The organism is Nocardia sp. NPDC058497 (assembly GCF_042720195.1).
Taxonomy (GTDB): domain Bacteria; phylum Actinomycetota; class Actinomycetes; order Mycobacteriales; family Mycobacteriaceae; genus Nocardia.
Genome location: NZ_JBHXMY010000603.1, coordinates 1 through 3,493, shown reverse-complemented (window position 1 = coordinate 3,493; position 3,493 = coordinate 1). Strand labels below are relative to the sequence as shown.

The following is a 3,493-nucleotide window of genomic DNA, read 5'->3' as shown; positions in this document are numbered from 1 at the left end:
GCTTTAAACCCACCTGACCCCGCAGCACCCCCCCCGCGCCAGCATCACCGGCGAGAACCTCTCGATCAACCTGGATTACACCCAGTTCTTCCGCCGCATCCTGGTCTTCGCCTCGATCTACGACGGCGCCAGTGACTTCCGCGGCGTGCACGCGACCGTCACCCTGAACCCGGTGAACTCGCCGCCGATCGAGATGACCCTCGACGGCTGCACCGACAACTCCCGCGACGCCGTGCTCGCCGTGCTGGAGAACGTCAACGGCGAGCTGGTGGTGCGGCGCGAGGGCACCTTCGTCCGGCCGCCCGCCGGTCAGCCGGGCGGCGGTGTCATGGAGATCGCCCGGTTGTACAACTGGGACTTCGGCTTCCAGGCGGGCCGGGGAAAGTGATGCGACACCCCGCGACCAGGGCGCTGAACGCGCTGGTCTACCACCCGGACAAGCACGTCGCCCAGACGCCCGCCGCCTATGGCCTCGACTACCGCGATGTGCACCCGCGCACCGCCGACGGCGTCGACCTGCACGGCTGGTTCGTGCGCGCCGACCGCCCACGCGGGCACATCCTCTACGCGCACGGCAACGCAGGCACCATCGGCGACCGCGTGCCGATCATCGCGCTGCTGGTCCGGGCCGGTTTCGACGTCCTCGCCTTCGACTACCGCGGTTTCGGCCACAGCACGGGATCGCCGGGGGAGCAGGGCACCTACCTCGATGCCAGGGCGGTCCGCGCCGCCCTGCTCGACCAGCCCGGCGTCGACCCGGACCGTGTGCTGTACCTCGGCAAGTCGCTCGGCGGCGGTGTCCTGCTCGAGCTGGCCACCGAGCACCCGCCCGCGGGCATGATCCTGATGTCGACATTCATCAGCATGCGCGCCGCCGCCCGCTCGGTCTACCCGTTCCTGCCGGCACCGCTGATCCCGAACGCCTACCCGAGCCTGCGCCGGATCGCCGCCCTGCGTGTCCCGGTGCTGATGTTCCACGGCGACCGCGACGAACTGCTTCCGCTGCGCCATGCCGAACGCCTCTTCGCGGCGGCGCGGGAACCGAAAGAGCTGGTCGTGGTGCCCGGCGCGGGCCATAACGACGTCATCGACACGCTCGGCTCGCGCTGGCCGCAGCGCATCGCGGAGTGGTCGGAGACCTTCCTGCCTGCGTAGCCTGGCGGTATGAGCGAAACGAGCGAGATCCTCGGCCGCCTGGCCGCGCTGCCCGACGCCGAACTGGTGTCGGTGCTGCGGGCCGCGGTCGCCGGGCGGCCCGGGCTCGGCGCGGTCGACGCCGCACTCGCCCAGGTCGAGGCCGGTCATGCGGAAACCGGATCACCTGTGACACTGGACACGAACATCGTGGACGCCGATGTGGTGTCCGTCGCATCGGACCAGGTAGGAGGCGCCATGCCGGTACCGCCGGTACCGCATGGCCTGCCCGGCGCCGTCGCACCCACTGTGACCGGCAGCTATTCCACTTCCGGAGTGCCGACATTCGACGCGGTTCGCGATAAGGTCGAGCAGCGCTTCGGCACCGCGCAGGGAATGGGTGAGCTCGACCAGCAGACCCCGGCGGGTCGCAGCGTCGACGAACAGTGGGAGGCGCGGGAGAAAGCCGCGCGCGAGCGTCTGGCTCAGATCCGGAAATCGATGCAGGGCAACGATTCCGGCGCCGACGACAAGTAGCCGCAAGGCCTCCCGTCCGAGCAAACGACCGTGATGGGTGGACCCAGATGACACAGGCGCGCCAGATCGCCGAACGACTGCTCGACGCGCAGGTGGACTTCCTGCTCGCCGAGGTGACCGGCGACCGGTTCGCCGAAGTGATCGCGCGGGACGTGGCCGCCGTGCTGGCCGTCGGCGACACCATCGACTTCGGTGACGTCGTCTCGCTCGAGCAGGGCGTGGACACCGTGGCCACGGTGTTCGACCGCATCGGCGGCAGCCCTGTCATCGCCGACACCGTCGGCATCTTCTCCGACGCCATCTACGACCACATCGCGTCCAACACCGAGTACACCCTCGGCGATGTGGTCGACCGCGAGCCGGTGGAAGCGTTGCTGGAGAAGATCTTCGGCATGCACCAGGCCCAGGAGCGCATCCTGGACCGGCTCACCGAGAGCCCGCTCGTCGCCACCGTCGCCGCCCGCTTCGTCGACAAGCTGATCGGCGACTTCATGCAGGCCAACCGGGAACGCGCCGAGAAGATCCCCGGCGTCTCCTCGCTGATGTCGCTGGGCCAGTCGGCCGCCAACCGCGCCAAGAAGGTCGCCGACAGTACCTTCGTCGGCGATCTCGCGGGCAAGGGCGCGCTGTTCGCGCTCAAGCGCACCAACAACGCCATCCGCGACATGCTGCGCGACGCCCCCGTGCACTCGGCGGCGATGGAGTTCTGGGACCTGCACGCCGACGAGCCCGTGGCAGGCCTGCGCGAGTACCTCACCCAGAAGGATCTCAACGAACTGGTCCAGATCTGCTACGAGATCGCGGTGACGACCAGGGAGAAGGAATACTTCGGGATGCTGGTGCGCGAATGCGTCGAGGTGTTCTACACCAAGTACAGCAAGCACACACTCGCGGCGATGCTGCCCGAGCTCGGCCTGACCGCCGACGACATCAGCACCGAGATCCTGCGCTACGGCCCCGCCGTCATCGAGTCGGCCAAGCGCAACGGTGTACTGGCCGGACTGATCCGGGAACGCCTCGAGCCGTTCTTCTTCTCCGAGCAGGTGCTCGGCATTCTCGGCGGCGAGTAGTCACCGTCGGGTCTCTAATTTCCGGAATATGCCGGAGATTTGCGGGTCGGGTCGCTATCGTTCATTTCTGATCGGTTGACCCGCCCGCGTTTGCGCCATTGCCGTCCGAATTGCGCTGCCGGAAATATGGGCGGCGTCACGACTCTATTTCCTGGCTATGTGTCGAGCTTCGAACGGGCCGGTCACGCAAGGAGAAACCGGGAGGCATGACCTACTTCCGCCACGAGGCGGCGTCCGCGGGTGCGCAGGACATGAGTTCAACGGTCGCGGACGCGTGCCGCCAGCGCGTTCGAACGCACTCTTCTGCCGCCTATCGCGCGTCCGGCACGACCCCGAGGTGCCCCGCAGGTCAGGACATCCTGTCGTACCGAATTCGCATTCGGCCCCGGAATGTCCGGCTCGATAGGCTGGCGGTCATGAAACGGCCAGGTCCGAGCTCTCCCCCGACCTATGACGAAGCGCTGCGCATCGCGCGCGATCTGGCGCAGGATCCAGACACTCTCATCCCGTACGTCCACCAGGGGCTTGAGAATGCCCGCTACGGGCGGGGTTTCGCCTTCCTGGTGACGATCGGAACCGAACGCGGCGATACCGACGGCTATGTCCTGGTGACCACGACTGCTCACGGCGGCGGGCTACTGTCGATGGTCGGACAAACCATCGACACGGTGATCGCCGAACACTTGGCCCGAGCCGAACATTCCAACAGAAAAATCCCCGACAGCGAACTCTCGGCGGCGCACCGCGTGGCG

5 protein-coding genes are annotated in these 3,493 nt (G+C 67.6%); all 5 read left to right on the top strand.

Features of this window, described 5'->3' with window-relative positions; all coding sequences use genetic code 11:
- Positions 1-172 precede the first annotated feature (172 nt).
- Positions 173-388 (top strand): hypothetical protein, encoded by a 216-nt coding sequence (locus tag ACFWPJ_RS28030; RefSeq protein WP_378855777.1) that lies wholly within the window; start codon positions 173-175, stop codon positions 386-388.
- Positions 388-1,155, top strand: a complete 768-nt coding sequence (locus tag ACFWPJ_RS28025; RefSeq protein WP_378855775.1) for an alpha/beta hydrolase — start codon at positions 388-390, stop codon at positions 1,153-1,155. Before ACFWPJ_RS28030 ends, ACFWPJ_RS28025 begins: the two co-directional genes overlap by 1 nt.
- 9 nt (positions 1,156-1,164) lie before the next feature.
- The gene (locus tag ACFWPJ_RS28020) at positions 1,165-1,671 is read left to right on the top strand and encodes a PspA/IM30 family protein (protein WP_378855773.1); all 507 of its coding nucleotides are present in this window, start codon (positions 1,165-1,167) and stop codon (positions 1,669-1,671) included.
- Positions 1,672-1,718: 47 nt separating this feature from the next.
- Complete coding sequence (locus ACFWPJ_RS28015) at positions 1,719-2,741, top strand: hypothetical protein (RefSeq protein ID WP_378855772.1); 1,023 nt, start codon at positions 1,719-1,721, stop codon at positions 2,739-2,741.
- 206 nt (positions 2,742-2,947) lie between these two features.
- Positions 2,948-3,493, top strand: a 546-nt coding sequence (locus ACFWPJ_RS28010; protein ID WP_378855770.1) for a hypothetical protein, incomplete at its 3' end; no start/stop codon positions are given.

Coding starts and splice junctions, on each gene's coding strand:
- ACFWPJ_RS28025 (WP_378855775.1), top strand. CDS start 388: ATGCGACACCCCGCGACCAGGGCGCTGAACGCGCTGGTCTACCACCCG.
- ACFWPJ_RS28020 (WP_378855773.1), top strand. CDS start 1,165: ATGAGCGAAACGAGCGAGATCCTCGGCCGCCTGGCCGCGCTGCCCGAC.
- ACFWPJ_RS28015 (WP_378855772.1), top strand. CDS start 1,719: ATGACACAGGCGCGCCAGATCGCCGAACGACTGCTCGACGCGCAGGTG.